This window comes from Azospirillum isscasi, from assembly GCF_030849505.1.
In the GTDB taxonomy this organism is placed as follows: domain Bacteria; phylum Pseudomonadota; class Alphaproteobacteria; order Azospirillales; family Azospirillaceae; genus Azospirillum; species Azospirillum isscasi.
The window spans coordinates 1-22364 of the sequence record NZ_JAUJFI010000040.1 but is presented as its reverse complement, the minus strand read 5'-3'; the positions used below and the strand labels follow the sequence as shown (position 1 = coordinate 22364).

General features: G+C 68.7%; 26 protein-coding genes. 16 read left to right on the top strand and 10 right to left on the bottom strand.

What is annotated here, in order from left to right; genetic code table 11:
• Positions 1 to 110: 110 nt before the first annotated feature.
• The gene (locus tag QSG27_RS10820; protein WP_306705957.1) at positions 111 to 917 is read right to left on the bottom strand and encodes a DUF2189 domain-containing protein; all 807 of its coding nucleotides are present in this window, start codon (positions 915 to 917) and stop codon (positions 111 to 113) included.
• 259 nt (positions 918 to 1176) lie between these two features.
• On the opposite strand from QSG27_RS10820, the gene ihfB reads away from it, so the two are divergent.
• The 12 genes from ihfB (at position 1177) to QSG27_RS10760 (ending at position 11260) form a co-directional block, all read left to right on the top strand.
• Positions 1177 to 1461: an integration host factor subunit beta gene (ihfB, locus tag QSG27_RS10815; RefSeq protein WP_014239239.1), complete on the top strand. Its 285-nt coding sequence runs from the start codon at positions 1177 to 1179 to the stop codon at positions 1459 to 1461.
• A gap of 75 nt (positions 1462 to 1536) precedes the next feature.
• Entirely contained in the window at positions 1537 to 1926 is a 390-nt protein-coding gene (locus QSG27_RS10810) for a LapA family protein (protein WP_306705953.1), read from the top strand.
• 79 nt (positions 1927 to 2005) lie between these two features.
• On the top strand, positions 2006 to 2962 hold the full coding sequence (gene lhpI, locus QSG27_RS10805; protein WP_306705952.1) for a bifunctional Delta(1)-pyrroline-2-carboxylate/Delta(1)-piperideine-2-carboxylate reductase: 957 nt from the start codon (positions 2006 to 2008) through the stop codon (positions 2960 to 2962).
• 12 nt (positions 2963 to 2974) lie between these two features.
• Positions 2975 to 4087 (top strand): NAD(P)/FAD-dependent oxidoreductase, encoded by a 1113-nt coding sequence (locus tag QSG27_RS10800; protein ID WP_306705949.1) that lies wholly within the window; start codon positions 2975 to 2977, stop codon positions 4085 to 4087.
• 103 nt (positions 4088 to 4190) lie between these two features.
• Positions 4191 to 4325, top strand: a complete 135-nt coding sequence (locus tag QSG27_RS10795; RefSeq protein ID WP_306705947.1) for a hypothetical protein — start codon at positions 4191 to 4193, stop codon at positions 4323 to 4325.
• A 12-nt stretch (positions 4326 to 4337) separates the two neighbouring features.
• The gene (locus QSG27_RS10790) at positions 4338 to 4979 is read left to right on the top strand and encodes a hypothetical protein (RefSeq protein WP_306705945.1); all 642 of its coding nucleotides are present in this window, start codon (positions 4338 to 4340) and stop codon (positions 4977 to 4979) included.
• 97 nt (positions 4980 to 5076) lie between these two features.
• Entirely contained in the window at positions 5077 to 5790 is a 714-nt protein-coding gene (pyrF, locus tag QSG27_RS10785) for an orotidine-5'-phosphate decarboxylase (RefSeq protein WP_306705943.1), read from the top strand.
• 12 nt (positions 5791 to 5802) lie between these two features.
• The gene (locus QSG27_RS10780) at positions 5803 to 6447 is read left to right on the top strand and encodes a phosphoribosylanthranilate isomerase (RefSeq protein ID WP_306705941.1); all 645 of its coding nucleotides are present in this window, start codon (positions 5803 to 5805) and stop codon (positions 6445 to 6447) included.
• 155 nt (positions 6448 to 6602) lie between these two features.
• Entirely contained in the window at positions 6603 to 7523 is a 921-nt protein-coding gene (locus QSG27_RS10775) for a diguanylate cyclase (RefSeq protein WP_306705940.1), read from the top strand.
• Positions 7524 to 7787: 264 nt separating this feature from the next.
• Positions 7788 to 8438, top strand: a complete 651-nt coding sequence (upp, locus tag QSG27_RS10770) for a uracil phosphoribosyltransferase (protein WP_306705939.1) — start codon at positions 7788 to 7790, stop codon at positions 8436 to 8438.
• A 130-nt stretch (positions 8439 to 8568) separates the two neighbouring features.
• Positions 8569 to 10293, top strand: coding sequence for an ABC transporter permease (locus QSG27_RS10765; protein WP_306705938.1), 1725 nt, complete (start codon positions 8569 to 8571; stop codon positions 10291 to 10293).
• A gap of 118 nt (positions 10294 to 10411) precedes the next feature.
• Positions 10412 to 11260, top strand: a complete 849-nt coding sequence (locus tag QSG27_RS10760) for a pirin family protein (protein ID WP_306705936.1) — start codon at positions 10412 to 10414, stop codon at positions 11258 to 11260.
• A 68-nt stretch (positions 11261 to 11328) separates the two neighbouring features.
• On the opposite strand, the gene QSG27_RS10755 is transcribed toward QSG27_RS10760, so the two are convergent.
• Positions 11329 to 12357 carry a Fe(3+) ABC transporter substrate-binding protein gene (locus QSG27_RS10755; RefSeq protein ID WP_306705934.1) on the bottom strand — a complete coding sequence of 343 codons (1029 nt, stop codon included), beginning with the start codon at positions 12355 to 12357 and terminating at the stop codon, positions 11329 to 11331.
• 280 nt (positions 12358 to 12637) lie between these two features.
• Here QSG27_RS10755 and QSG27_RS10750 point away from each other — a divergent pair, with 280 nt between their 5' ends.
• Positions 12638 to 13150, top strand: a complete 513-nt coding sequence (locus tag QSG27_RS10750; RefSeq protein WP_306705933.1) for an invasion associated locus B family protein — start codon at positions 12638 to 12640, stop codon at positions 13148 to 13150.
• 253 nt (positions 13151 to 13403) lie between these two features.
• Here the strand turns inward: QSG27_RS10750 and cobT are convergent, their stop codons facing one another.
• From cobT to QSG27_RS10730, 4 genes are all read right to left on the bottom strand, one after another.
• Positions 13404 to 15269 carry a cobaltochelatase subunit CobT gene (gene cobT / locus QSG27_RS10745; RefSeq protein WP_306705931.1) on the bottom strand — a complete coding sequence of 622 codons (1866 nt, stop codon included), beginning with the start codon at positions 15267 to 15269 and terminating at the stop codon, positions 13404 to 13406.
• An 81-nt stretch (positions 15270 to 15350) separates the two neighbouring features.
• Positions 15351 to 15731: a GxxExxY protein gene (locus QSG27_RS10740; RefSeq protein WP_306705930.1), complete on the bottom strand. Its 381-nt coding sequence runs from the start codon at positions 15729 to 15731 to the stop codon at positions 15351 to 15353.
• A 76-nt stretch (positions 15732 to 15807) separates the two neighbouring features.
• Positions 15808 to 16812, bottom strand: a complete 1005-nt coding sequence (cobS, locus tag QSG27_RS10735) for a cobaltochelatase subunit CobS (RefSeq protein WP_306705929.1) — start codon at positions 16810 to 16812, stop codon at positions 15808 to 15810.
• A gap of 73 nt (positions 16813 to 16885) precedes the next feature.
• Positions 16886 to 17470: a J domain-containing protein gene (locus tag QSG27_RS10730; protein WP_306705928.1), complete on the bottom strand. Its 585-nt coding sequence runs from the start codon at positions 17468 to 17470 to the stop codon at positions 16886 to 16888.
• A 156-nt stretch (positions 17471 to 17626) separates the two neighbouring features.
• Here QSG27_RS10730 and QSG27_RS10725 point away from each other — a divergent pair, with 156 nt between their 5' ends.
• Entirely contained in the window at positions 17627 to 17899 is a 273-nt protein-coding gene (locus QSG27_RS10725) for a BolA family protein (RefSeq protein ID WP_306705927.1), read from the top strand.
• 311 nt (positions 17900 to 18210) lie between these two features.
• The gene (locus tag QSG27_RS10720) at positions 18211 to 18624 is read left to right on the top strand and encodes a ribbon-helix-helix domain-containing protein (protein ID WP_306705925.1); all 414 of its coding nucleotides are present in this window, start codon (positions 18211 to 18213) and stop codon (positions 18622 to 18624) included.
• A gap of 116 nt (positions 18625 to 18740) precedes the next feature.
• Here QSG27_RS10720 and QSG27_RS10715 read toward each other — a convergent pair whose 3' ends face one another.
• From QSG27_RS10715 to QSG27_RS10700, 4 genes are all read right to left on the bottom strand, one after another.
• Entirely contained in the window at positions 18741 to 19355 is a 615-nt protein-coding gene (locus tag QSG27_RS10715) for a DUF2889 domain-containing protein (protein ID WP_306705924.1), read from the bottom strand.
• 124 nt (positions 19356 to 19479) lie between these two features.
• Positions 19480 to 19965 carry a CBS domain-containing protein gene (locus QSG27_RS10710; RefSeq protein ID WP_306705923.1) on the bottom strand — a complete coding sequence of 162 codons (486 nt, stop codon included), beginning with the start codon at positions 19963 to 19965 and terminating at the stop codon, positions 19480 to 19482.
• A 113-nt stretch (positions 19966 to 20078) separates the two neighbouring features.
• Positions 20079 to 21215, bottom strand: coding sequence for a 3-dehydroquinate synthase (aroB, locus tag QSG27_RS10705; RefSeq protein WP_306705922.1), 1137 nt, complete (start codon positions 21213 to 21215; stop codon positions 20079 to 20081).
• Between the two features lie 7 nt (positions 21216 to 21222).
• Entirely contained in the window at positions 21223 to 21861 is a 639-nt protein-coding gene (locus QSG27_RS10700) for a shikimate kinase (RefSeq protein ID WP_306705921.1), read from the bottom strand.
• 191 nt (positions 21862 to 22052) lie between these two features.
• Between QSG27_RS10700 and QSG27_RS10695 the strand changes: the two genes are divergently transcribed.
• The gene (locus tag QSG27_RS10695; RefSeq protein WP_306705919.1) at positions 22053 to 22268 is read left to right on the top strand and encodes a hypothetical protein; all 216 of its coding nucleotides are present in this window, start codon (positions 22053 to 22055) and stop codon (positions 22266 to 22268) included.
• Positions 22269 to 22364 lie beyond the last annotated feature (96 nt).

Below are 22364 nucleotides of genomic sequence, written 5' to 3'. Positions count from 1 at the left end.
CCGAGAGCGGGGGAGGGTCGGGGATGGGGCCTGTCTCCCGCACCTGCGTCAAAGAAAAAGCCGCCGCGGTCACCCCGCGGCGGCTTTTTCTTTGACGCGCTTCCCCCCCCTCACTCCTCGTCCTCCTCCTTGATGAGGTCCCGGTAGGCGTGCCAGCTCGCATGGCCGATCAGGGGCAGCGCGACGATCAGGCCGAGGAAGGCGGTCAGCAGGCCCACGCCGGTCACCAGAACGATCAGTCCGGCCCACAGCGCCATGACGCGCGGGTTGCGCAGCACCGCCATGGCCGAGGCCAGCGCCGCGGCGAAGGCGTCCACCGGGCGGTCCATCATCATCGGCAGGGCCGTGACGTTGGTGACGAAGGCGAAGGCCGCGAAGGCGAAGCCCAGCGCCGTGATGAAAACGGTGAAGACCAGCCCGTCCAGGCTGAACATCTGCGCGACGAAATGGTCCAGCGCGATGGCCTCGTGCGGGAAGAACAGGGCGAAGGCCACCACGTTCATCCGCGCCCAGATCATCACATACAGCATCAAAATCAGGCCGGCGGTCAGGATGTGGTAGGGGTTGGCCCGCCACGCGGTCAGCGCCCGCCACAGGCCGGGCCGGCGCCCCTCCTCCACGTCCTTGGAAATCCGGTAGAGGCCGAGCGCCAGCAGCGGGGCGATCAGCAGGAAGGCGCCGATCATCGGCGCGATCAGATAGGGCATGCCGGCCAGCAGCAGCCCGCCGGTCAGCGCGAATCCGATCGCCACGAACAGGGAGCCGTAGACGAGGCTGACCCAGCCCGCCGCCCGCAGATCCCGCCACCCCGCCGCCAGCCAGCCCAGCGCCTGGGCGGTGGTCACATGGCGGACGCGGTCCGCGTAGGGCAGGCCGGCGAGCGCGTCGGCGGGGCCGGTGTGATGGGCGTGAGTCATGACGAACCTCCAACCGTGGCCGGCGAGGGGTGCGGCCAACCCATGTCTTCGGAAATGGTGACGGTGAAGGCAATCAGTAAGACGGATTAATCACATTTCGGCCCTTTTGCCGGGCGGCGTCGCGGCAAGCCGGAGCGTCGCCGGGAAAAGGGTTCCGGCAGAAAGGCTTAGCTTGACGGTCACCGGACCCGGTGGCACGCTTGCGCGCAGGTCAAGGAGCGCGGTCCAAAGCGCTCGAACCGGGGGAAACGGAATCGCCATGACCAAATCGGAGCTGATCCAACGGCTCGCGGAGCGCAATCCGCACCTGTACCAGCGCGACATCGAAAAGATCGTCGGCACCATCTTCGACGAAATCTCGGAAGCGCTCGCCCGTGGCGACCGGGTGGAGTTGCGTGGATTCGGCGCCTTCTCCGTAAAACGCCGCGACGCCCGCACCGGACGAAACCCGCGCACGGGTGAGGCCGTTGAGGTGGGCGAAAAGGCGATTCCCTTCTTCAAGACCGGAAAGCAGTTGCGCGAACGCCTGAACACCGACGAATAACCTCCGTTCACTGACTCATCGGCCCGGATTCAGCGCCGCGCTGGCCCCCGGCCACGGACACGAGGATTTGCACCCGTGCGTTTCATCGCCCTCATCATCGCCGTTCCCATCGCGCTGGCCGCGGTCCTGTTCGCCATCTCCAACCGTGGCCTGGTCACGCTGTCGCTCTGGCCGCTGCCCTTCACGCTGGAGGTTCCGGTCTACCTCGCCACGCTGGTGGCCCTGGTGATCGGCTTCCTGGCCGGGGGCGTCGTCGCCTGGAACGCCCAGCGCCGGCACCGCCGCCGCGCCCGCCGCTCCACCGACCGCGTGTCCTATCTGGAGCGCGAGCTGAAGGAGACGCAGGCCCGCGCCGCCGCCGCGGAAAAGCGTCTGGCGGAGATGAACCGCCCGGTGTCCGGCGCCGCCGGCCTGCCCGCCGTGACCGGTTCCGGCGCGGCCCTGCCCGCGGCCACGGTCCACTGACCCTTTGCCGGCTACCCCCTCCGGCCCATGTGGGTGGGAGGGGTTTTCCGCGTTACCGGACCTGTGGAGGGAGCCGCCCATGCGCACCGTCACCGGAGCCGAGCTGAAATCCGTCCTGCATTTCCGCATGCTGATCGAACGCATGCGGCAGACCTTCCGTGCCGGGGTCGAGGTGCCGATGCGGCACCACCACACGGTCGAAACCTATGGACAGAAGGACGGCACGCTGCTGCTGATGCCGGCGTGGCAGGTCAACCAGTCCATCGGCGTCAAGGTGGTCACCGTCTTCCCCGACAACGGGGCTAAGGATCTGCCGGCGGTGCAGGGCCTCTACCTGCTGATGGACGGCAAGACGGGGATGCCCCAGGCGGTCCTGGACGGCACCGCCCTGACCAAGCGGCGCACCGCGGCGGCCTCCGCTCTCGCCGCCTCCTACCTCGCGCGGCCCGACTCGTCGCGCCTGCTGATGGTCGGCACCGGGGCGCTGGCGCCGGAACTGATCGAAGCCTTCGCCACCGTCCTGCCGATCAAGCACGTGCTGGTCTGGGGCCGCAACATCGAGAAGGCGAAGAAGGTCGCCAGCCGCTTCCATCGACCGAAATTCCGCATCGAGGCGACCGCCGACCTGGAAGGTGCCGTGCGCGGCGCCGACGTGATCTCCTGCGCCACCCTGGCGAAGGACCCGCTGATCCGCGGCGAATGGCTTCAGCCGGGCGCGCATCTCGACCTCGTCGGCGGCTTCACCCCGGACATGCGGGAGGCCGACGACGACTGCATCCGCCGTTCCCGCGTCTTCGTGGACACGCGCGAGGGCGCCTGCCAGGAGGCGGGGGACATCGTGCAGCCGATGAAGGCCGGCATCCTGACCGACGAGGACATCGCCGGCGACCTCTACGACCTGACCCGCGGCCAACGCGCCGGGCGTCGCTTCTACGACCAGATCACCCTGTTCAAGTCGGTCGGCACCGCGCTGGAGGATCTCTGCGCCGCCCAGCTGGCGGTGGAGATGGTGGTCCACAACGACACGATCCGCTGAGGCTTTCCCGTCATGACACTCCGCATCACCGTCGTCGGCGCCGGCATCATGGGGCTGTGCACCGCCTGGGCGCTGGCCCGCGCCGGGCACGCGGTCGCGATCTTCGACCAGGGCCATGTGCCCAACCCCTTCGGCAGCTCAGTGGACCAGCACCGGCTGTTCCGCCACGCCTACGGCGCCGACGCCGGCTACGCCCGCATGGCCGGCACCGCCGCCCAGGCGTGGGAGCGGCTGTGGGGCGATCTGGGCGAACGGCTGCTGGTCCCCAGCGGCACGCTCTGCACCGCCTCGGCGGAGGACGGGCGGCGCTGGTTGGCCGACAGCGCGGCGGTCCTGGAGTCGCTGGGCCATCCCTTCCGCCGCCTGACCCCGGCGCAGATCGCCGCGGAGTTCCCGCTGGTGGACGCCGCCGCGGTGGCGGAGGGGCTGCATCTGGAGTCGGGCGGGGTGCTGCTGGCCGGGCGCATCGTGGAGCTGCTCAGCCACCATCTGAACGCGCTGGGGGTGACGGTTCACGCGCGTGCCCCCGTGACGGCCATCGACGCGGAGCGCGCCGCCGTGACGCTGGCCGACCGCCGGACCATCGGGGCCGACGCGCTGGTGGTCGCCGCCGGGGCCTGGGTGACGAAGCTGCTTCCGGAGACGGCGGCGCGCCTGACCCCGTCGCGGCAGGTGGTGGCCTATCTGATGCCGCCGGAGGGGTTGCGCGGCGTCTGGGCGAACGCGCCGATGCTGATCGACGCGGACGGCGAGAGCGGGGTCTACGTCGTTCCCCCGGTGGCCGGCACGACCATGAAGGCGGGCGACCACCGCTTCTCGCGCCAGGGCGACCCGGACACCGACCGCGACCCCGATCCGGACGAGGCGCGCGACGTGCTGGACCGCGCCCGCCGGGTGCTGGCGGACGGGCACCGCTACAGCCTCGCCAACGCGGCGACCTGCTTCTACACGGTGACGGAGGACGAGCGCTTCGTGGTCGAGCCGCTGTCCGCCCGCTGCTGGCTGATGAGCGCCTGTTCCGGCCACGGCTTCAAGTTCGCCCCGGCGCTGGGCGAGGCGCTGGCCGCGGCCCTCGGCGACCCGGCGCGGGCCGCCGCCGTGACGGGCTGGGCCGCCGGACGCTGAACGCGGCACGGAACGGTGCCGCCTTACCCCTGTTGAGAGGGCAATCGGCTTTTGCCGATCAGCCTATACCGGCTGAAGCCTTACCGACAGGGAGTGAACATCCATGGCCGACGAACCTCGCAAAGTGGGTGTCTATGACACGGACGGCAACCGGACGGCGCCGGCCGGCTCCATGAACTGGTGGGTCATCGCGCTGGTCGTGCTGGTGATTCTCGCCCTCCTCTACTACTTCCTCTGAGGGAGCCGGCTGATGAGCAAGAAGACCATTGTCGCGTTGTACGACGATCTGTCCGGTGCCGAACGCGCGCTGGCCGAGCTGGAGGCCGCCAGCCTGCGGCAGGATTTCACCATGATGGGAGCCGACAGCGCCAATCTGGGCGACTCGGGCCGCCTCGCCACCGAAAACCGGCTGGAAAGCTGGCGCCACGCCGCAGATTTCGGCCAGGACCCGAACTTCGGCGCCCGCGACCGGCGAGTTTCGATGTTGACCGGTATCGGCGTGACGCAGGACGACGCGGAGGTGTTCGCGGAGGGCGTGCGCCGCGGCGGCGTGCTTCTGGTGGGCCGGGTGGAGGAGGCGCTGTGCGACTCCGCGCTGGCCGTCATGCAGCGCCACGGTTCGGTGGACATCACGGGCCGGGCGCGGGGCTATCGCGAAGCCGGCTGGAGCGGTTACGACGCCACCACCGCGGATTACGACGCCGCGCAGGTCGCCGAGGAACGCCGCCGTGCCGCCGCCGCCTCGCTGCGCGACGTGAACACGCAGGGCGCCAACCCGGTGGCCACGCCGACCTCCTCGCCCACCGCCACTTCCACTGGCACTCCCACTGGCACTCCCACTGGCACTCCCACTGGCACTCCCACTGGGCGCGTGGATGTGAACCGCGAATAGCGGTGCTTACCCGGCCCCGGAAGTCTGGTGATTGCCGCCGGCCCTTGTTAGGCTGCGCCACGTCACCACCTTCCAGGGTTCGGAGAGCTGTTTTTCCATGACCACGCCCGCGATCACGCCCGCCTCGCGCATTTTCTGCGCCGTCGATACGACCGACCTCGACACCGCCCGCGACCTCAGCCGGCGGATCGCGGGGGTCGTCGGCGGGATCAAGCTGGGCCTGGAGTTCTTCGTGGCCCACGGCCCGGCGGGCATCCGCGCGGTGATCGGCGAGGACGGCCCGCCCCTGTTCCTGGACCTGAAGCTGCACGACATCCCCAACACGGTGGCCGGCGGCATCCGCGCGGCGCTGCCGCTGAAGCCAGCCTTTATGACCATCCACACCTCCGGCGGCCCGGCCATGATGCGCGCGGCGGCGGAAGCGGCGGCCGGCGCCGGCGCCGGCCGTCCCAAGATCCTCGCCGTCACCGTGCTGACCAGCATGGACGCCGCCGACCTCCAGGCCGTCGGCCAGAGCGTTCCGGTGGCCGATCAGGTGAAGCGGCTGGCGCTGCTCGCCAAGGACTCCGGGGTGGACGGCGTGGTCTGCTCCCCCGCCGAGGTGGCGTTGATCCGCGAAGCCTGCGGGCCGGACTTCATCCTGATGGTGCCGGGCATCCGCCCCGCCTGGTCCGCCGCCAACGACCAGAAGCGCGTCATGACCCCCGCCGAGGCGCTGGCCGCCGGGGCGGACCATCTCGTCATCGGGCGCCCGATCACCGGCGACACCGACCCCGAAGCCGCCGCCCGCCGCATCGTTTCGGAACTGTAAGGACACGCACCCATGCCCGTCAGCGTGAAGATCTGCGGCCTCACCGAGCCCGAGACGCTGCACGCCGCCGTGTCCGGCGGGGCGCGCTACGTCGGCTTCGTCTTCTACCCGCCGAGCCCGCGCTCCATCGCGCCGTCCATGGCGGCGGAGTTGGCGCGGCTGGTCCCCACCGGCGTGCGCACGGTCGGGCTGTTCGTCGATCCCGACGACGATTTCCTGGAGCATGTGGTCAGCCAGGTTCCCTTCGACCTGATCCAGCTCCACGGCAAGGAGACGCCGCGCCGCATCGCGGAGGTCAAGGCCGCCTTCAACATCCCCGTGATGAAGGCGATCAAGGTCGGCGGGCCGGAGGATCTGGCCGCCGCGCTGGAGATTGCGGAGGTCGCCGACCGCCTGCTGTTCGACGCCAAGCCGCCGGCCAAGGTGTCGGCTCTGCCGGGCGGCAACGGGATCGCCTTCGACTGGACGCTGCTGGCCGGGCGGAGCTGGCCGAAGCCCTGGATGCTGTCCGGCGGGCTGAAGCCGGAGAACGCGGCGGAGGCCGTGCGGACGACCGGAGCCACCGCGCTGGACGTGTCGTCGGGCGTGGAGGACCGCCCCGGCCACAAGGACCCGGCGCTGATCCGCCGCTTCCTGGACAGCGTGGCCGGGCTGTAGCGGAATTCGGCAATTTATTTAAATGCGATGTGCTTGCGGGGCTTTCGCTTAAGGCGGATGGACACAACTTAATCGCACGACCGGGTTGCGTGCCCGCGCTATGACTTCGTGTGATACAGTTGGATTTCATCGACCGCCACCGGCGGACGTGTCCGATGGGAAGCCCCGCAAGCCCGATGACCGCCTCGACCGACACGCGCTCGCCATCCGACAGCCTCGGCATCGTGCTCGACGAACATCTGCGATGGGTCGGGCAATGGCACCGCGCCGTCTTCTTCCGCGGCGGGCAGGGGGGCGAACGGGTGTCGGCCCCGGCCTCCTTCGCGGCGTGGTGCGTGGCGGTCAACGCGGACGATCTGGCCCACCAGCCCGCCGTGGAGAAGCTGGTCACCCTGCACGAGCAGATGCACCGCAACGCCAAGCTGCTTCTGCTGAAGGCCGCCGCCGGCGACAGCCCCAGCGAGTCCGAATACGAGGCGGTGATCGCGCGGTTCGAGGAGTTCGTGCTGCATCTGCGCCGGGTGGAGCGGGCCTTCGGCGCGGCGGCGAGCGGGCTGGACCCGCTGACCGGCCTGCGCACCCGCCGCGGCATGGCCGAGGCGCTGGAGCGCGAGCACAACCGCTTCCGCCGGGCCGGCCCGGCCTTCTGCATCGCCATCTGCGACATCGACCGCTTCAAGGGCATCAACGACACCCACGGGCACGACATCGGCGACCGCGTCCTGGCCGCCACCGCCGCCGCCATCAGCCGCGGCATCCGCAGCTTCGACGAGGCGTTCCGCATGGGCGGGGAGGAGTTCCTGATCTGCTTGAAGGAAACCGGCCTCACCGAGGGCTTCCAAGTCATCGAACGGCTGCGCGCCGATCTGGCGCGGGCGCCGGTGGTGCTGCCGGACGGGCGGCGGATTCCCGTCACCGCCTCCTTCGGGCTGGTCGAGGCGCGGGAGGACCTGCCGGTGGACGAGATGATCGTCTGCGCCGACCGCGCGCTCTATCAGGCGAAGAACAGCGGGCGCAACCGCGTGATCCGCTACGGCGTCGACCGTCCGGAGGCGGCGGCGACGAGCCGGCGCTGATCCGGTGCCGGTGAGGGCATGGAGCCCCATCGCGTGCAGGGCTCCAGCCTCAAGGTCGAGGGTGCGCTCGGACAGGATGCGTATCCCTTTTCCCCCTGCCGGGCGGAACGCCCCCTCACCCAGACCCTCTCCCCACGGGGCAGAGGGATGTTTGCCTCATCCTCGGTCATTCGTTAACAGCCGTGCATCCCTTTAAGGGCGGCTTGGCCGAAGCGGGTCCGCCGGGTTAGGATCAAGACCGATCCAGGCCGCGGCACGAGACCCATGCGCACCATTCCCGAATTCCCCAATCTGTTCATCCTCGACCACCCGCTGATCCAGCACAAGCTGACGCTGATGCGGGCGAAGGAGCGCTCCACCGGCGGCTTCCGCACGCTGCTGCGCGAGATCTCTCTGCTGATGGGCTATGAGATCACCCGCGACCTGCCCCTGACGACCGAGCGGATCGACACGCCGCTCCAGCCGATGGACGCCCCGGTCATCGCCGGCAAGAAGCTGGCCATCGTTCCGGTGCTGCGCGCCGGCCTGGGTATGGCGCAGGGCCTGCACGAGCTGGTGCCGTCGGCGCGCGAGGGGCACATCGGCCTCTACCGCGACCACGACACCAAGATGCCGCACGAGTATCTGGTCAAGCTGCCGGAGGCGGAAGGCCGCCTGTTCATCGTGGTGGACCCGATGCTGGCCACCGGCAATTCCGCCGTCCATGCCTGCGACGTGCTGAACCGTCATGGGGTGGACGACGAGAACATCCGCTTCATGGCCCTGGTGGCGGCACCCGAGGGCATGCGCGTCTTCGCCGCCGCCCACCCACGGGTGAAGGTCTTCACCGCCTCGCTCGACAGCCATCTGGACGAGAACGCCTACATCGTCCCCGGCCTGGGCGACGCGGGCGACCGCATGTTCGGCACGAAGTAAAGCGACCGGCAGCCGCATCCCTGTCATACCGTCACGGGAAAGGGATGCGGCATGTTGTCATTGCGAATTATTTGCAGTCTGTGACACCATAGGGGTCCCGTTCGACACATCCCTATGGGCGTATCCGGCCTTGACGACGGACACCTTTCAGACCCCCGGCCAATCGCCGGATGGACCGGCGCAGAGCGCGGCCTCCTACTCCTCCCTGTGGAATCGCGTCGGTTTCAGCGGCTGGACGCTGGCGACGCTGCTGATCGCGGCGCTGGTCGCCCTGCCGGTGCTGGCGGTGGTCAGCCGCGTCTTCGTGCCGACGGGCGGGGTGTGGCAGCATCTGGTCGAAACGGTGCTGGCGGAGTATCTGCTGAACACCGTGCGCCTCGTCTTCGGGGTGGGGGTGGGCACGCTGGTGATCGGGGTGGGCACCGCCTGGCTGGTCACCATGTGCCGCTTCCCCGGCAGCCGGATGCTGGAATGGGCGCTGCTGCTGCCCATGGCGGTGCCGGCCTACGTCATGGCGTACGTCTACACCGACCTGCTCCAGTTCGTCGGCCCGATTCAAACCGCGCTCCGCGAGGCGTTCCACTGGTCGCGCCGCGATTACTGGTTTCCGGACATCCGTACGCTCGAAGGCGCGGCGCTGATGATGACGCTGGTGCTGTACCCGTACGTCTATCTGCTGTCGCGCGCCGCCTTCCTGGAGCAGTCCGTCTGTGTGCTGGAGGTCAGCCGCACGCTCGGCCGCGGGCCGTGGCGCAGCTTCTTCACGGTGGCCCTGCCGCTGGCCCGCCCCAGCATCGTCGCCGGCCTCGCGCTGGTGCTGATGGAGGTGCTGGCCGATTTCGGTACGGTGCAGTATTTCGCCGTGAACACTTTCGTCACCGGCATCTACCGGACGTGGTTTGCCATGGGACAGCCGGTGGCGGCGGCGCAGTTGGCCGCGGTGCTGATGCTGTTCGTCCTGGTGCTGGTGCTGATGGAGCGCTGGTCGCGCCGTCAGGCCCGCTACCACCACACCACCACCCGCTACCGCCGCCTGCCGAAGCACGCGCTGAAGGGCTGGCGCGCCGCCGCGGCCATGACCGCCTGCGGGTTGCCGCTGCTGCTGGGCTTCCTGTTGCCTGCGGCGCTTCTGGTCCGCATGGCGGTCACCGCCGGGGATCAGGCATTCGGGCCGATGTTCCTGGCGCTGGCCCGCAACAGCTTCACGCTGGCGGCGCTGGCCGCGGTGCTGGCGGTGTCGCTGGCGCTGGTCCTGGCCTATGGGCAGCGGCTGCGCCCGACGCCGCTGCTGAAGGGCGCGGTGCGCGTCGCCGCCATGGGTTACGCCATTCCCGGTTCGGTGATCGCGGTCGGCGTGCTGATCCCCTTCGCCCATCTCGACAACGCCATCGATGCCTTTTTCCGCCAGACCATCGGCGTGTCCACCGGCCTGCTGCTGAGCGGCACCATCGCGGCGGTGCTGTTCGCCTATCTGGTCCGCTTCCTGGCGGTGTCCTTCAACACGATCGAGGCCAGCCTGGGCAAGATCCGCCCGACCATGGACTTCGCCTCCCGCGTGCTCGGCCACACGGCGGGGCGGACGCTGCTGCGCGTCCACGCGCCGATCATGTGGGGCAGCCTGCTGACCGCCGGCCTGCTGGTCTTCGTGGACGTGATGAAGGAGCTGCCGGCCACGATGATCGTCCGGCCCTTCAACTTCGACACGCTGGCCGTGCGCGTCTACACGCTGGCCTCCGACGAGCGGCTGACCGAGGCCGCCACGGGGGCGCTGGCCATCGTCGCGGTGGGCATCGTGCCGGTGATCCTGCTGAGCCTGTCCATCAGCCGCTCCCGCCCCGGCCAGACCGACGAGTGAGTTTCGATCCGCAGGGCTGTTGCCGCCGTCGCAACAGTGTTGCGCGGCGAGGGGGCTTTATCCGGCGCCCGTGAAAGAATACCTCTCTCTCAGCCATCTTGCCTGAGGAGAGCGCCCCATGACCGCCGAAACCGTCCGTCCCGTCCTGACCGCCGTCGAAGGCATGGAGGCGTCCGACGGGGCCGGCGTGCGCATGACCCGCATGGTCGGCACGCCGCGCCTGCGCATGCTCGACCCCTTCCTGATGCTGGATTACTTCGGGTCCGACTCGCCGCAGGACTATCTGGCCGGCTTCCCCGACCACCCGCACCGCGGTTTCGAGACGGTGACCTACATGCTGGCGGGCCGCATGCGCCATTGGGACAACCACGGCCATGAGGGCGTGATCGAAACCGGCGGCGTGCAGTGGATGACCGCCGGGCGGGGCGTGATCCATTCCGAGATGCCGGAGCAGACCGAAGGGTTGATGAAGGGCTTCCAGCTCTGGATCAACCTGCCGGCCCGGCTGAAGATGACGGAGCCCGCCTATCAGGAGTTCGCCGCCGACCGCATCCCGGTGGAAACCCGCGAGGGCGGGGCGACCGTGACGGTGATCGCCGGCACCACCGGGAAGGGCACCGCCGGCCCGGTGCGCGGCGGCCCCACGGAGGCCCGCTACTTCGACGTCGCCCTGCCGCCCGGCGCGGCCTTCGCCGAAGCGGTGCCCGCCGGCCACACGGCGGCGCTGGTGGTCTTCGAAGGCTCGGTGCTGGCGCCGGGCACGTCGGTGCGGCTGGGCGGCCCGCGGGTGCTGGTGCTTGGCGAGGGCGACCGGGTGGAGGTTTCCGCCGGACCGTCCGGCGCGCGCTTCCTGCTGCTCTCCGGGCGCCCCATCGGCGAACCGGTGGCCTGGGGCGGTCCCTTCGTCATGAACAGCCGCGAGGAGGTGATGCAAGCCTACCGCGACTTCGAAGAGGGGAAATTTTAAGACCGCACACATGAAAAGGGCGCGTCTCCACCGCTGGGACGCGCCCCTTCGCTACGCCGGTCGGTGGCTTACTTCCAGCCGGCGCGATCCATGATCTTCAGGGCCTCGGCGTTGTTCTTGCCGTAGATGGCGGCGTTCAGCGGGTCTTCCTTGAACGTGCCCCAGGAGACCAGCACCGGCGCGGTCTCCGCCCCGGCGACGATCGGGTATTCGTAGTTCTTCTCGGTGAACATCTTCTGGGCCTCGGGGCTGACCAGATATTCCAGGAACTTGACGGCTTCCGCCTTGTTCGGCGCGTTCTTCGCCACGCCGGCGCCGGAGACGTTCACATGGGTGCCGCGGTCGCCCTGGTTGGGGAAGATCACGCCCAGCTTCTCCGCGATGGCCTTGTCCTCCGGCTTGGTGGAGGAAGCGATGCGGGCGAAGTAGTAGGTGTTGGTCACGGCCACGTCGCCTTCGTTGGCGGCCACGCCCTTGATCTGGTCGGTGTCGCCGCCCTGCGGCTTGCGCGCCATGTTGGCGACGACGCCCTTGGCCCAGTCCTCGGTCGCCTTCTCGCCATGGGCGGCGAGCAGCGAGCCGACGAGCGACTGGTTGTAGACGCTGGTCGAGGAGCGGACGAGGACGCGGTCCTTCCACTTCGGATCGGCCAGCTCCTCATAGGTCTTGATCTCGTCCGGCTTCACCGTGGCCTTGTTGTAGACCAGGATGCGGGCGCGCTTGGAGATGCCGAACCAACGGCCTTCCGGCTCGCGCAGGTGGGCCGGGATGGCCTCTTCCAGCGTCTTGGAGCGGGTCGGCTGGAGCAGGCCGGCGTCCTGGGCGCGCCACAGGCGGCCGGCGTCCACGGTGATGAACACGTCGGCGGGGCTGTTGCCGCCTTCGGTCTTCATCCGCTCGATCAGCTCCTCTTCCTTGCCCTCGATGACGTTGACCTTGATGCCGGTCTTCTTGGTGAAGGTGTCGTAGAGTTCCTTGTCCACATCGTAATGGCGCGCGGAATAGACGTTCACCTCGGCGGCGTTGGCGGCGCCCGCCATGGCCAGCAGCGTCGCAGCGAAGGTGGCGGCGACCACGCCGCGCGATCCGATGTGCATCCTGGTTGTCTCCCGAGTTCCTGTCCGTTCGCGCCCGCAATTGCGAAGCGTTCTCATGGGCCGACTTGATCATCCGGGGGCTGGGGTGTCAAGTGTGAATGACAACCGTTCTCAGCCCTTGGCCGACGGCGCCGGATGGGCGGGCCGTCCGGAGCCGTGGAAACGGCCAAGGGCGTAAAGGCTTGTCCGTCTTTGGGGTATGCCTATAATCCGTTCGCGGTACCCGCCATCCGGCGGAACCGTTTGCGGTCAATCGGGACGACAGATGGGGGGCGTCAGGATGCGTTGGACAGGTCTCTTCGCTTTTGGTGCGGTGCTGCTGTCCGCGCTGTCCGCCACGCCGGCCTCCGCTGTCGATTTCTCCAAATCCGCCGCCGAATACGGCCCGGAAGGCGCCTGGACCAGCCGGTGCGAGATCGACCGCATGACCGACACCAAGGTCTGCCGCCTGATGAACTACCGGTTGTTCGACGATGGGAAGGAGGTCGGGTTCGTGGCGCTGAGCGTCATCCCGACCGGCAACGACTTTCACCTGTTCCTGACGACCAGCCAGGGCATGATCGACAACTGCGCCATCCGCGTGGACCGTCAGCCGCGGATCGAGACGCAGATCGCCACGCTGAACATGTGCATGTTCCCGAATTTCGTGTCGGGCCGCGTGGTGGACCAGTTCCGCAACGGCTCCACGGTGCTGGTCCGCGTGAACTTCCTGCGCGCCGGCAAGCGCGACATCGACTTCCCGCTGAACGGCTTCTCCCGCAATTTCGAGGAAATGCAGCGCAGCCTGCAGTGACCGCCCCAACCGGATGGCACAAACGGCTAAAGCGAACGTCGGTTCGCTTTAGACTCATATCGCCTCATTCGCCGGCTCTCAGCGGATGCCAATGGCATCCGCCTGCCGCCAGCGGGAACTGTGTTCCCGCCAAAGGCGGGCTTCGGCCGCATGGGCGGCCGGGACCGCCGTCGCGGTCCAAAGCGGATCGCATCCGGACAGTTAGGGCGCGGAGTGATCCGCGCCCTTGCCGTTTCCAGGCTGGTTTTCGGCCTCACCGCCAGCCGGTGCGGCCCCGGCGGTCGTCCTCGTCGAACAGCTCGGCCAGCTTGTTCATCATGGTGCCGCCCAGCTGTTCGGCGTCCACGATGGTGACGGCGCGGCGGTAATAGCGCGTCACGTCGTGGCCGATGCCGATGGCCACCAGCTCCACCGGCGAGCGGGTCTCGATGTACTCGATCACCTGCCGCAGGTGCCGCTCCAGATAATTGCCGGCGTTGACCGACAGGGTCGAATCGTCCACCGGCGCGCCGTCGGAGATGACCATCAGGATCCGCCGCTGCTCGGGCCGCCCGATCAGACGGTTGTGCGCCCACATCAGCGCCTCGCCGTCGATGTTCTCCTTGAGGATGCCCTCGCGCAGCATCAGGCCCAGATTCTTGCGGGCGCGGCGCCAGGGCTGGTCGGCGTCCTTGTAGACGATGTGGCGCAGGTCGTTCAGGCGGCCCGGGTTGGCCGGCTTGCCCGACGCGATCCAGTGCTCGCGCGCCTGCCCGCCCTTCCAGGCGCGGGTGGTGAAGCCCAGCACCTCCACCTTCACCGCGCAGCGCTCCAGCGTGCGGGCCAGGATGTCGGCGCTCATCGCGGCGATGGAGATGGGGCGCCCGCGCATGGAACCGGAATTGTCGATCAGCAGCGACACCACCGTGTCGCGGAAGTCCATCTCCTTCTCCTTCTTGAAGGAGAGGGGAAGGACCGGGTTGACGACGATGCGGGCGAGGCGGGCGGCGTCCAGGATGCCTTCGTCCAGGTCGAACTCCCAGGACCGCTGCTGCTTCGCCAGAAGGCGGCGCTGCAGGCGGTTGGCCAGCTTGGAGATCACCCCCTGGAGATGCACGAGCTGCTGGTCCAGCATGTGGCGCAGCCGGGCCAGCTCGTCGGGGTCGCACAGTTCGGCGGCGTCCACCACCTCGTCGAACTGGGTTGTGAAGGGCTTGTAGGCGTTGGGGTCGGGCTCGTTGCGGCGGCTGGCCTCCGGGCGCCGGGGCTGGCCGGGGCCGGCGGGCTCCTCCGCCCCCTCGCCCTGGCCCATCTCGGTGTCGCCCTCCTCGCCGGTGCCCTCGTCGGCCTGCTCGCCCTGGTCGGATTCCTGGGTGTCCTGCGAGGACATCGACTCGGCCTGGCTCTGGACGTCGTCCTCGCCCTGGGTCTGGCCCTTGTTCGGCTCGTTCCCGTCCTCGCCGGACTCGCGCTCGTCCTCCTCCGGCTCCTGCGGCTCGTCGGGGTCGTTGCCGACCTCCATGTCCAGCTCGGCCAGCAGTTTGCGCACCGCGCGGGCGTAGCCGTCCTGGTCGGCCATGTGGCCGGCGAGGCCGTGCAGGTCCTTGCCCAGCCGCTCCTCGATCCAGCCGCGCCACAGGCTGACCGCGTGCTCGGCGGCGGGGGGCGGGGCGGCGCCGGTCATCGCCTCGCGGGCGATCAGGCGCAGCACCTCGGGCAGGGGGACCTGCTCGCGCTCCTCCAGCCGCTCGAAGCCCTGCTTGTGGTAGCGCTCGTCCAGCGCCGCCTCCAGATTGGCGGCCACGCCGGGCATGTGGCGGGCGCCCAGCGCCTCGCAGCGGGCCTGCTCCAGCGCGTCGTAGGCGGCGCGGGCGCTGTCGCCCAGCGGCATGCGCTGGAGATGGATGGCGTTGTCGTGGAAGCGCAGCCGCAGCGACACCGCGTCGGCGGCGCCGCGCAGCGTGGCGACGTCGTGGGGGTTCAGGTCGCGCGCCGGGGTGGGGATGCGCACGCGCAGCCCGGCGACGCCGGGCGGTTCGGTGGAGAAGCCCACCTGCACGTCGGCCCGGCGGGAGAGGGCCCGCACCGCGGCGGCGGTGGAGCGCTTGAAGGCCTCGACGGGGTTTTCACGTTCGGTCATGGCGGGCTGTCGATGGAGTTGGAGAAGTGCGGAGTCTTCACGGATTGCACGGATTTGGGCACGGATTACACGGATTTTTCCTTATGGAAGAACGCGCCGGACCGTAAGGCTCGGCGTGCCGAAATTCAGCAGAAGCCCGACCGGCATCCCGCTTGCCCGAAGGTAATTCACCACCTGCTTGATGTGCGGTTGGCCAATGGTTTCGACGACCGTCAATTCGACGATCACCAAATCTTCGACCACGATGTCCGCGAAGTAAGTCCCGACGCTGCTGCCCTTGTAGGAGACGCCGAATGGCACCTCCAGCCCGACATCCAGATTGCGGCTGCGGAGTTCATGAAGGGGGGCGTTCCGATAGACCGATTCGACAAAGCCGTGCCCAAGCGTGTTGAAGACCTCGAATCCGGCTTCAGTGATACGCTCCGTCAGAGCTTCGACCTTATGGTCTAAAACGACCCTCATTCATGAAATCCGTGTTCAAATCCGCGAAATCCTTGAAGAATCGGTGCTCCGCAACCGGGCAGGACCTTAACCCCCGTCACACCAGATTCGCCTGCACCCCCGTCTCCGGCAGTTCGGTGCCGAAGCAGCGCTGGTAGTATTCGGCGACGGTCGGGCGCTCCACCTCGTCGCACTTGTTCAGGAAGGTGATCCGGAACGCGAAGGCGACGTCGTTGAAGATGTTGGCGTTCTGCGCCCAGGTGATGACCGTGCGCGGGCTCATCACGGTGGAGATGTCGCCGTTGATGAAGCCGGCGCGGGTCAGGTCGGCCAGACGCACCATCGACGCCACGGTCTTGCGGCCCGCCTCGCTGTCGTATTCCGGCACCTTGGAGGCGATGATCTTCACCTCGGCGTCCAGCGGCAGATAGTTCAGCGTCGCCACGATGTTCCAGCGGTCCATCTGGCCCTGGTTGATCTGCTGCGTGCCGTGGTAGAGGCCGGTTGTGTCGCCCAGGCCGACGGTGTTCGCCGTGGCGAACAGGCGGAAGGCCGGGTGCGGGCGGATGACGCGGTTCTGGTCGAGCAGGGTCAGCTTGCCTTCCACCTCCAGCACGCGCTGGATCACGAACATCACGTCCGGACGGCCCGCGTCGTACTCGTCGAAGACCAGCGCGCAGGCGTGCTGCAACGCCCAGGGCAGGATGCCTTCGCGGTATTCCGTCACCTGCACGCCGTCGCGCAGGACGATGGCGTCCTTGCCCATCAGGTCGATGCGGCTGATGTGGCTGTCCAGGTTGATGCGGATGCAGGGCCAGTTCAGGCGGGCCGCCACCTGTTCGATGTGGGTGGACTTGCCGGTCCCGTGATAGCCCTGGACCATGACGCGGCGGTTGTAGGCGAAGCCGGCCAGGATCGCGAGCGTCGTGTCGCGGTCGAAGCGGTAGGCTTCGTCGATGTCCGGCACATGCTCCGTGCGCTGGCTGAAGGCCGGCACCTGCATGTCGCTGTCGATGCCGAACGCTTGACGCACCGACAGGGTGATGTCGGGAACGTGATCGAACAGGGCCGAGCTGGCCTGGGTGGCTCCTTGAGAAGGCATGGGAGGTTCTTATCGTTCCAACGTGTCTGTTGTCGGGGCCGCCGGGCCATTCCGGTCCGGCCAACCGTCGGGTTTACGCACCATAGCAGGCTTTCAGCGTGTTGTAGGCCTGATTGATCTCCTTCAACTTTTCTTCCGCCGCCTTGTCCCCGCCGTTCGCGTCGGGATGGTGGACCTTCACCAGCTCGCGGTAGCGCGCCTTGATGCGCGGGAAATCCACCGGCGGGGCGAGGTCGAGGACGACCAGCGCCTCCTCCTCCGCGGTGCGGGCGGCCTGGCGGCGCTGCCTGTGCTCCTCCGACGAGTCCTTGCCGGCGTCGCGCCCGAACTCGAAGCTGAAGCCGTGCATCGCGCGGTCGCGCAGGAATTTCTCCTGCACCCCCCAGAAGCCGAGCGGCCAGCTCGGCCGCTGCCAGGTGGTGTCGCGGCGGACCTCGGCCTCGATCTGCTCGGGCTTCATGCCGGCGTAATAGTCCCAGGCGCGGTTGTATTCGCGCACATGGTCCAGGCAGAACCAGTAATAGTCGTTGAGCTGCCGGCGGCTCTTCGGCGCGCGGTACTCGCCCTCGCCCGCGCAGCCCGGATGATCGCAGGCGCGCACGGCGGCGCGCGGCTGGTCATAGCGGCTGAAATCGTAGCGGGTGCGTGGCTTGCTCATGTGCGAAGTATGGGAAGAGGCACCCTTTCTGGCAAGCGCACGCAAGGGGGCGGTGCCGGACTGCGGAAAATGGCCGGTCTGCGGCACGGACGTCTTGACTGTGGCGGTGCCGCGCCGTCACTTCGATCCAGCCCGGATACAACGAGGAACCTTTCCATGGAATACGCCACCCGCATGCGCCGGAAGCTGACCGACGCGCTGTCCCCCGAACGGCTCGACATCCAGGACGACTCCGGCCGCCACGCCGGCCATGGCGGCGCCCATCCGGAAGGGGAGACGCATTTCCACATCACCATCGTCTCCGCCGCCTTCGCCGGAAAATCGCGCGTGGAGCGCCAGCGGCTGGTCTACGGCCTGCTGGCCCAAGAAATGGCGGAGCGCGTTCACGCTCTCGGCCTGACCACGCTGACGCCCGAAGAGGCCCGCTGACAGCAACGCCGACAAGAACGCCCGGCCATCGTCCGTGCACCAAGGAAAAAGCGTCATCCGCAAATGCATACATATGCATGCAACTACTAGAGGTTCTTTTCCGCTTGTAAGCATAGTTGGAGTGCGGCCATGGTTGCAATTCTCGCTGTATTTAGTAGAGTGCAGCGCATGCAACCAATCAATGCGCCGTGGGCGACGTACTTTTCGCACGTCGTCCGGCGGGTTCGTGGAGAGGGCGGCGTATGGCGAAGCGCGGGCCGAAGAAGCGGTTAACAGTGACCCCCAACGCGTGTGTGGAACCGCTGAAGAGCATGAACATCATGATTGCCGGGCGCCGCACGAGCATGCGTCTGGAGCCGACCATGTGGGACGCTCTGGAGGACATCGCCCGCCGCGAGGGTCTGACGGTCAATGGCCTCTGCACCCAGATCAAGGACCGGCTGGAGGAGCAGATCCGGCGGCGCGGTCCGACCGGCGACAATTCGGAGGTCACCCTGACCTCGGCGGTCCGGGTCTTCATCGCGGCCTATTTCCGCCGGGCCTGCACCGAGGACGGCCACGTCCAGGCCGGGCACGGCGGCGGCGATCCCTTCGTCGGAACGCCCTTCGACCTGCCGCCGCTGGACGAGTTGGACCAGCCGGAAGGCGGGTCCGGGGCCACCGCCTCCGCGGCCCCGCCGCCGGCGGCTTCGGGCGACGGCTTGCGGGCCGTTCTCGAAGCGTAACGTGGGGCTCACGGGCCGGGTTGAGTCCGATTCGGATGCGAAAAGGGCGCGTTCCCGTTGGACCGCGCCCTTTTCGCGTCGTTCCCGGCGCCGGTTCCGAATCGGCGGCGACCGCGTCAGTCCGCGGCGTCGCGCGGGCGGTCGCCGGTGTAATGGTCGGGCCAGTTCTTCCGCACGACCTCGCCGTTGCTGTCGAAGATGTGGCAGGTGTTCAGCAGCACCGGACGCTTGGTGCGCAGCATGTCTTCCTTGCTGCCGGCCTCCTTGCCGCCGGCGGTTCTGGCCTTCTCGGCCTGCTCGCGCGCCAGGATGGGGTAGATGGTCTGGAAGGCCGTCGTGGCGATCGGCCCCAGAAGCTCCACCAGATGGGTGCAGCCCTGGATGCCGCCCAGCCGTTCCTTCACCGCACGGGTCCAGCCCGGCCCGATCTTCAGCCCGACCAGCCGCTGGAAATTGGGGGTGACGGAGCCGCAGGTGCGGTAGGGGCTCTTCTCCGTCACCGCCTCCACCGCGTGGACGGTCAGGTCGTCGTCCACCGTCAGGCGCAGCCACATGCCGTGCACCGGGTCGCCGGGCAGGATCTGGCCGCGCTGCTCGGTGTGGAAGGCATAGCTCTTCACGTCGGTCAGATGGCCTTCGACGTCCCACAGCCCATCGGTCCGCCGATAGCCCCGGCACGTGACTTCCCGGGTGTGGATCGGTTCGCGCGCGGCGGGTTCGGACAGGGGCATGGGACTCTCTGACGTTCGGCCTAGTTCGGACGGCCTGATTGTTGGGGCGTGTCCGGGAATATCGGTGGGGCCAGCGTTCAGGTCAAGCCGGCTTCACCGCATTGCAGCATTACGCGCCGTGGGGTTATGGCGGCGCGCTGGCGGAGTAGTTCGACCCGAAGATGAAGGCTTCGCGGTCGCGGATCTCGTCCTCCAGATGGGCGCGGACCACGGCGAACAGGTCGCGGATGGAGACGATGCCCATCACCGTGCCGTCCGATTCGCCGTTGGCGGTGACCGGCAGGTGGCGGTAGTGGTGGCGCTCCATGAGATCCAGCGCCTCATAGGCGCGGGCGTCGGGCCCCAGCGTGTCGGGAGAAGCGGTCATCACCTCGGACAGCCGGGTGGCCGCCGGGTCGCGCCCCAGGGCGACGACGCGGCTGGCGAGGTCGCGTTCGGTGAAGATGCCCTTCAGCGACTGGCTCTTCGGCGGCTGGCCCTGGGTGACCAGGACGGCGGCGACGCGGCGTTCCGCCATCAGCACGGCGGCGTCCTGGACGCTGGCTTCCGGGGGCAGGCAGACGAGCTGCTGATTCGTGATGACGTCGGGGATGAGCTTGCGGTTCGGCATGTCCCTTCTCCCTTTTTGGGGCGGCATTCCGCCGCGTCTTGGACGCGAATCGGAATTGTCGTGAACTCTGACAGTTTGCCACCCCAACGGTCAAGGGATTATGGTGCACCGCATCAGGGTGCGACGGCATCCTCCAGAAGGGTGCGCACCACCGCCGGATCGACGTCCCGCTGGGTGAAGGCGTCGCCCAGCCCGCGCACCAGCACGAAGGTGATGCGCCCGTCCTTCACCTTCTTGTCCTTGGCCATCGACAGGATCAGCCCGTCCACGTCCCACTCCACGCCGGGAATGTCGGTGGGGCGGACCGGCAGGCCGACGCGGGCCAGATGGGCGCGCGCCTTCTCCGCGTCCGCCGCGGGGCACAGCCCCAGCCGCACCGACAGGTCGAAGGCCAGCGCCATGCCGATCGACACCGCCTCGCCGTGCAGCAGGCGGGGGCCGAAGCCGGTCGCCGCCTCCAGCGCGTGGCCGAAGGTGTGGCCCAGGTTCAGCAGGGCGCGGTCGCCGCTCTCCCGCTCGTCCACCCCGACGATGGCGGCCTTGGCCCGGCAGCTTTCGGTGACGGCGTACCGGCGCGCGTCGCTGTCGCCGGCCACCACCCGCTCCCCGTTCTCCTCCAGCCAGGCGAAGAAGCCGGGCAGGCGGATCAGTCCGTACTTCACCACCTCGGCATAGCCGGCCAGCACCTCGCGCCGGGGCAGCGTGTCCAGCGTGGCGGTGTCGGCGATGACCAGCCGCGGCTGGTGGAAGGCGCCGATCAGGTTCTTGCCGTGCGGGCTGTTGATGCCGGTCTTGCCGCCGACCGAGCTGTCCACCTGGCTGAGCAGCGTGGTCGGCACCTGGATGAAGTCGATGCCGCGCAGCGCGGAGGCCGCGGCGAAGCCGGTGATGTCGCCGATCACCCCGCCGCCGAGCGCCAGCAGGACCGCCGACCGCTCGATCCCGCGCGCCAGGACGGCGTCCATCAGCCGCTCGAAATGGGCGAAGTCCTTGGTCTTCTCCCCCGCCGGCAGGACGATGGCCTGGGTCGGCTCGATGCCCGAGCCGCGCAGCGTGCGCTCCAGCGTCGGCAGATGCAGGGGGGCGACGTTCTCGTCGGTGACGACGATGGGGGCCTTGCCCCGGGTGACGGCGGCGATGCGCGGTCCGGCGCCGTCGAGCACCCGGTCGCCGACCAGGATGTCGTAGCTGCGGGGGCCGAGGTCGAGGCGGACGATGTCGGTGCCCGCAGGGGTGTCTGAAGAGGTCATGGCGGGATCAGGGCTTGTCGTGGTGGTGGTGCGCCGGGTGGCGGTGATGGTGGTGATGGGCGGAATGGGGCAGGGCGACGCCGAAATGCGCCTCCAGCGCCTCGATCACCTGCTCCACGGTCGCTTCCGGCGGGCGCTCGTCGCTGATCACGGTCAGGTCGGCCTCCGCGTAGACCGGGTAGCGGGCGGTCATCAGCCGGCTCAGGATTTCCTTCGGGTCGCCGGCGTTCAGCAGCGGGCGGTGGGTGCGCCGCGCCGTGCGGGCCAGCAGCACGTCCAGCTCGGCGCGCAGCCAGACCGACAGGCCGTGGGCGCGGATGGCCGCGCGCGTCTCCGGGTCCATGAAGGCGCCGCCGCCGGTCGCCAGGATGTGCACCGGCTGTTCGGTCAGCAGCCGGGTGATGATCCGGCGCTCCACCGAGCGGAACACGGCCTCGCCGTCGCGGGCGAAGATTTCCGCGATGGTGCAGCCCGCCGCCGTCTCGATCTCGGTGTCGGCGTCGACGAAGGGCAGGTGCAGCCGCGCGGCCAGCCGCCGCCCGATCGCGCTCTTTCCGGCCCCCATCAGCCCGACCAGCACCACCGTCTTCGGCAGGATCTTCGACGGGTCCGGCTGCGGTCCCTGGGGTGGAAGGCGGGCGGTCATGGTGTTGCGGACTTTCCTGGTGACGGTGACTTAAGTGACGGCGACTTGGGTGCCGGTGTTCGATTCGGTTGCGGGGGTCTCCGCATGTTGCGCATCGGTGCCCCCTGTGGCTAAAGTGGTACGTCCTGCGTTCATCGGCCATCGGGCCAGCGGTGCGGACGGTGTGCGATGATTAGCATGAAAGCGCACCCTTGTCCCAAGCCGCACAGACGCAGACCGTGATACAGCGCCGCCGTTCCTTCCACAGAAACACGACTCCGATCGCCATGAGCCGGGTTATTTCCGTTCTTCTCGTCCTGTTCCTGTTCGTCATCGGGGGAGGCATGGCGTTCCTTGCCTCCTGGGACATGCCGGCACCGTCCAAGACGGTGGAAAAGGTCATTCCGGATGAGCGGTTCCCCCGCTGACGCCGGGGACGCCGCCGGGCGCCGCCGCCGGTTCGCCGCTCCGCCACGGGGCGGCCGGGCCGGGGCCGGGGCCGGTTCCGCTTTTGCCGCCGCTCC

What these genes read in the sequence shown, in the direction of transcription:
- QSG27_RS10820 (WP_306705957.1), bottom strand. Translation starts at nt 917, where the DNA reads ATGACTCACGCCCATCACACCGGCCCCGCCGACGCGCTCGCCGGCCTG.
- ihfB (WP_014239239.1), top strand. Translation starts at nt 1,177, where the DNA reads ATGACCAAATCGGAGCTGATCCAACGGCTCGCGGAGCGCAATCCGCAC.
- lhpI (WP_306705952.1), top strand. Translation starts at nt 2,006, where the DNA reads ATGCGCACCGTCACCGGAGCCGAGCTGAAATCCGTCCTGCATTTCCGC.
- QSG27_RS10800 (WP_306705949.1), top strand. Translation starts at nt 2,975, where the DNA reads ATGACACTCCGCATCACCGTCGTCGGCGCCGGCATCATGGGGCTGTGC.
- QSG27_RS10795 (WP_306705947.1), top strand. Translation starts at nt 4,191, where the DNA reads ATGGCCGACGAACCTCGCAAAGTGGGTGTCTATGACACGGACGGCAAC.
- QSG27_RS10790 (WP_306705945.1), top strand. Translation starts at nt 4,338, where the DNA reads ATGAGCAAGAAGACCATTGTCGCGTTGTACGACGATCTGTCCGGTGCC.
- pyrF (WP_306705943.1), top strand. Translation starts at nt 5,077, where the DNA reads ATGACCACGCCCGCGATCACGCCCGCCTCGCGCATTTTCTGCGCCGTC.
- QSG27_RS10780 (WP_306705941.1), top strand. Translation starts at nt 5,803, where the DNA reads ATGCCCGTCAGCGTGAAGATCTGCGGCCTCACCGAGCCCGAGACGCTG.
- QSG27_RS10775 (WP_306705940.1), top strand. Translation starts at nt 6,603, where the DNA reads ATGGGAAGCCCCGCAAGCCCGATGACCGCCTCGACCGACACGCGCTCG.
- upp (WP_306705939.1), top strand. Translation starts at nt 7,788, where the DNA reads ATGCGCACCATTCCCGAATTCCCCAATCTGTTCATCCTCGACCACCCG.
- QSG27_RS10760 (WP_306705936.1), top strand. Translation starts at nt 10,412, where the DNA reads ATGACCGCCGAAACCGTCCGTCCCGTCCTGACCGCCGTCGAAGGCATG.
- QSG27_RS10755 (WP_306705934.1), bottom strand. Translation starts at nt 12,357, where the DNA reads ATGCACATCGGATCGCGCGGCGTGGTCGCCGCCACCTTCGCTGCGACG.
- QSG27_RS10750 (WP_306705933.1), top strand. Translation starts at nt 12,638, where the DNA reads ATGCGTTGGACAGGTCTCTTCGCTTTTGGTGCGGTGCTGCTGTCCGCG.
- cobT (WP_306705931.1), bottom strand. Translation starts at nt 15,269, where the DNA reads ATGACCGAACGTGAAAACCCCGTCGAGGCCTTCAAGCGCTCCACCGCC.
- QSG27_RS10740 (WP_306705930.1), bottom strand. Translation starts at nt 15,731, where the DNA reads ATGAGGGTCGTTTTAGACCATAAGGTCGAAGCTCTGACGGAGCGTATC.
- cobS (WP_306705929.1), bottom strand. Translation starts at nt 16,812, where the DNA reads ATGCCTTCTCAAGGAGCCACCCAGGCCAGCTCGGCCCTGTTCGATCAC.
- QSG27_RS10730 (WP_306705928.1), bottom strand. Translation starts at nt 17,470, where the DNA reads ATGAGCAAGCCACGCACCCGCTACGATTTCAGCCGCTATGACCAGCCG.
- QSG27_RS10725 (WP_306705927.1), top strand. Translation starts at nt 17,627, where the DNA reads ATGGAATACGCCACCCGCATGCGCCGGAAGCTGACCGACGCGCTGTCC.
- QSG27_RS10720 (WP_306705925.1), top strand. Translation starts at nt 18,211, where the DNA reads ATGAACATCATGATTGCCGGGCGCCGCACGAGCATGCGTCTGGAGCCG.
- QSG27_RS10715 (WP_306705924.1), bottom strand. Translation starts at nt 19,355, where the DNA reads ATGCCCCTGTCCGAACCCGCCGCGCGCGAACCGATCCACACCCGGGAA.
- QSG27_RS10710 (WP_306705923.1), bottom strand. Translation starts at nt 19,965, where the DNA reads ATGCCGAACCGCAAGCTCATCCCCGACGTCATCACGAATCAGCAGCTC.
- aroB (WP_306705922.1), bottom strand. Translation starts at nt 21,215, where the DNA reads ATGACCTCTTCAGACACCCCTGCGGGCACCGACATCGTCCGCCTCGAC.
- QSG27_RS10700 (WP_306705921.1), bottom strand. Translation starts at nt 21,861, where the DNA reads ATGACCGCCCGCCTTCCACCCCAGGGACCGCAGCCGGACCCGTCGAAG.